Genomic DNA, 3,673 nt, shown 5'->3' with positions numbered 1-3,673 from the left:
CCTCTATCCACAACTGATATTATATCTGTAATAACGCCGCCAGCCTGTCTTATCTGATCAACACCAAAGAGAGCAGATCCTCCAGAAGTGGTAACATCTTCTATCATGACGACTTGTTTCCCTTTTACGTCTCCAATGATAAGGGAGGAGAGACCATGTGTTTTCTGCTCTTTTCGAATGATAACATAGGGCTTTCCACTCTCAAGTGAAGATGCAACAGCCAGAGGAACGCCACCAACTGCAACCCCGGCCACTACATCCCAATCCAGATTCTGATTCATAACCGAAACTGCAATAGACTTCAGAATTTCAGGATGAGTCATTGCCATTTTGATATCAATATATACATTACTTTTTTTTCCTGATGCCAGTGTAAAATCACCAAATCGAATGGCACCTACCTGAATTAATTGATCTTTAAGACTTTTTTCTACCATGGAACGTCTTTCACTCCCATTTTGTACCCGATAATATTAACAACCCGGTGTAGTACCGGAGTAATAATCAGAATCGCGATGATCACCGGGACAGTCATGACCGAGAATGCAAATGCCGGATTTCCCACAAAGAGAAACAGGAATGCACCAGCCACGAAATCATACTGATCAACCAGAGGCCATTTTCCTCCTCGTTCTATTCCTGCCCTGCGTTTGAAGAAACTTTTTACCATGTCACCAACAAGTGCGCCGGTTGCGAGAAGGAAGACAGAAAAGATGTTCAACTTGGGAAGCATTGAGAAGGCCGGGTATCCCTGCGCCATAATCTGTAGAATGCCTATGATACAGCCACAAGCAACCCCACCGCAAAAGCCTCTGATGGTTTTTCCGTCGCCAAAAATCCTTTTTCCATCAGACCAGTTGTGCCCACCATCTATCGGAATTCCCCCGCCAACAGCAGCAGCTGCTGAATTAGGGACATATGCGGGGAGCATCACCCAGAAGGCCGATGCAATTGTTAGAAGGAGATCGAAGATTATAGATGCCCACTCCTGAATAAATATAAGCGTCTAATCTGCATAAATAACAGATACAAGCGTTCGAACCATTTATCCTTAAACCTGTGGTGGGTGATATTATCCTTCTGAAAAAGACAAAAAGTCTCTGCCCTGTATGCAAAAAAGTTCTCGATGCTGAAATCTACGAACGGGAAGGGCAGATATATATCGATCGCACGTGCCCGGAACACGGTCCGTGTTCGTACCTGTACTGGGATGATGCTGAGCTGTACAAAAGATATGATGAATACAATATTACTGGAAATGGTCTTGATAACCCTCAGATAACTACTGACATCAGTTCCTGTCCTAATGACTGTGGAATCTGTAATCACCACCACTCAACAACACTGCTTGCAAATATTGACCTGACAAACCGGTGTAACCTGAACTGCGAATTTTGCTTTGCAAATGCCAGGGCATGCGGGTTTGTTTATGAGCCGACGTTTGAACAGGTCAGGGGCATGCTTCAGGTTCTTCGTTCAGAAAAACCAAACCCTGCCCCTGCAGTCCAGTTTGCTGGTGGAGAGCCTACCATGCGGGATGATCTTCTGGACATCCTCAAGCTAGCTAAAGATATGGGATTTCTGCAGGTTCAGCTTGCAACAAACGGAATTAAACTAGCTTCAGATCCTGAGTATGCTCGACAACTCAAAGATGCTGGTCTTCAGACTGTATATCTGCACTTTGATGGAGTCACAAAGGAAACCAATTCCAAGATCAATCTTGACCTGAAAGCTGTGGAAAACTGCAGGAGTGTCGGCCTTGGTATCGTTCTTGTGCCAACAATCATCAAGACAAAGAATGACCATGAAATCGGCGGTATTATCAGGTTTGCCACCGAGAACATTTCAGTCATCAGAGGGGTAAACTTCCAGCCGGTCTCGTTCACAGGTGCTGCAAACCAGGAAGATATAAACCGTGAACGAATTACAATCCCAGAACTTTTAGATAGAATAGAGTCACAGACTGATGGAGCCATTCTGAAGAATGACTTTTATCCAGTGCCCTGTGTCGTTCCGGTATCCGACTTTGTTGAAGCATATACTGGAAAATCACAAATTAAATTTACTGCACATCAGCATTGTGGTGCGGCAACCTATGTCTTTGTAAGAGAGGACGGAATTGTTCCAATCAACCGGATAGTTGATGTGGATGCATTTTTTAACTCAATTGAACAGTTATCACGCAAACTTGAGAAGAGTGGTTCACTTTCCAAGAAGATGGTTGCCATCAACGGCCTTAGGGAGTTTTATAACCAGTTCAAAGGTGATGAGAAGAATAAGGGGCTTGATGTCTGGAAGATCCTTGGGAAGACCCTTATCACCCATAATTTTGACTCTCTCAGGTCATTTCACTGGAATGCACTCTTTATCGGTACGATGCACTTCATGGATAATTACAACTATGATATCGATCGTGTGAACAGATGTTGCATCCATTACGCTACACCTGACGGCAAACTGATTCCTTTCTGTACCTACAACAGTGGTCCTGTATACCGGGAACAGGTCTGGAAGAAATTCAGCCAAAAGTCAGAATAACCCTTTTTAGTATGATAACTATAATTCCAAAACCAACCGATATTCCATCAGATAATTCTACCCGCATGGTGATGGATGAGCTCGATCGGATGGGCGAGCCATATCAGGCTTTATTTCTGGAAGCCATTGACCCTTTCTCGTGTGAGCTAGAGCGGGAGACTATCTGGGCCTGTGGCATCAGACAGAATGGGCATAACTTCGAATCTCTCTCTGCTCTGGCACTCTATAACAGGGTAATCAATCCACCCGAAGGAATAGTCACCTGTGCAAGCAAGGTGAAAACTTCAGCCCTTCTCATGAGAGATGATGTTCCAACTCCGGAGACTTTTTTCACCGAGTCACGTTATCTGGCCGGAGAGTTCATCAAAAAACATGGGAAAGCGGTATCAAAACCAGTGTATGGGTTTGACGGGGTCGGAATTGTTCTTGTTGAAACAGAAGAGCAACTTGGAGAGCCTCCATACTATCTGCAAGAGTATATTCCTAACGACCGGGACTTCAGAGTCTTCGTGATAGATGGAGAAGCAGTCGGCGCAATTATGCGAGTATCAGACAGTCTGACGCATAATATTCATCAGGGCGGCTGTGGAAGTGCAGTACCCATTACCCCGGAGATCAATGATATTGCGTCACGGGCAACCAAAAGTGCCGGGGTTGATTATGGAGGTGTTGATCTCCTGATTCACGAAGATACATATACTGTTCTCGAAGTCAACGGGACTCCTAACTGGCACTGCATGGAGGCTCCAATCCCCAGACTTCTTGCCGAATATCTGGTTGAGCAAAGAAAGATAGAAAAACAGTAAACAAAACAACGTTTGGTGGATCTTATCAGGATCCACACTCAATCTCTTTCAAGGCCTTTTCTGCCATCTCCTGCATGCGGGATGACATATGAGCGGTTGAAGGATTCTCGATATTTTTCATTGCTTTTGCAATAGCATTACCCAACACAAATATTGCATATTTGTGCTCCACTTTGCTCCTGTGAATCTGTGTAGGAGTTATCTTCAGTGACTCATACTCACTAAAGTCAGAATCAGGGTTATTTTCCTGAAGGTAATCCTTCACATCAATGAGCATCTGATGGAGTGAGATCAATTCCTCTTTATGCACACTATCACTCCTCATGTAT

General features: G+C 44.3%; 5 protein-coding genes. 2 read left to right on the top strand and 3 right to left on the bottom strand.

Going from position 1 to position 3,673, the window contains the following annotated elements:
• Both pyrE and VN429_RS01235 read right to left on the bottom strand, forming a co-directional pair.
• Positions 1 to 437, bottom strand: a 437-nt coding sequence (gene pyrE, locus VN429_RS01240; RefSeq protein ID WP_325628934.1) for an orotate phosphoribosyltransferase, incomplete at its 3' end; no start/stop codon positions are given.
• Positions 431 to 931: a CDP-2,3-bis-(O-geranylgeranyl)-sn-glycerol synthase gene (locus tag VN429_RS01235; protein ID WP_325628932.1), complete on the bottom strand. Its 501-nt coding sequence runs from the start codon at positions 929 to 931 to the stop codon at positions 431 to 433. The genes VN429_RS01235 and pyrE, both read right to left, overlap by 7 nt.
• A 143-nt stretch (positions 932 to 1,074) precedes the next feature.
• On the opposite strand from VN429_RS01235, the gene tes reads away from it, so the two are divergent.
• Together tes and VN429_RS01225 are read left to right on the top strand one after the other, a co-directional pair.
• The gene (gene tes / locus VN429_RS01230; protein ID WP_325628936.1) at positions 1,075 to 2,538 is read left to right on the top strand and encodes a tetraether lipid synthase Tes; all 1,464 of its coding nucleotides are present in this window, start codon (positions 1,075 to 1,077) and stop codon (positions 2,536 to 2,538) included.
• Between the two features lie 11 nt (positions 2,539 to 2,549).
• Positions 2,550 to 3,344 carry an ATP-grasp domain-containing protein gene (locus VN429_RS01225; RefSeq protein WP_325628930.1) on the top strand — a complete coding sequence of 265 codons (795 nt, stop codon included), beginning with the start codon at positions 2,550 to 2,552 and terminating at the stop codon, positions 3,342 to 3,344.
• Positions 3,345 to 3,369: 25 nt separating this feature from the next.
• Here VN429_RS01225 and VN429_RS01220 read toward each other — a convergent pair.
• Positions 3,370 to 3,673, bottom strand: a 304-nt coding sequence (locus tag VN429_RS01220) for a UPF0058 family protein (protein ID WP_325628925.1), incomplete at its 5' end; no start/stop codon positions are given.

The sequence above is a fragment of the Methanospirillum sp. genome, assembly GCF_035560735.1.
Taxonomy (GTDB): Archaea; Halobacteriota; Methanomicrobia; order Methanomicrobiales; family Methanospirillaceae; genus Methanospirillum.
The sequence above is the reverse complement of the archived record's forward strand: the minus strand, read 5'-3'. Positions and strand labels throughout refer to the sequence as shown.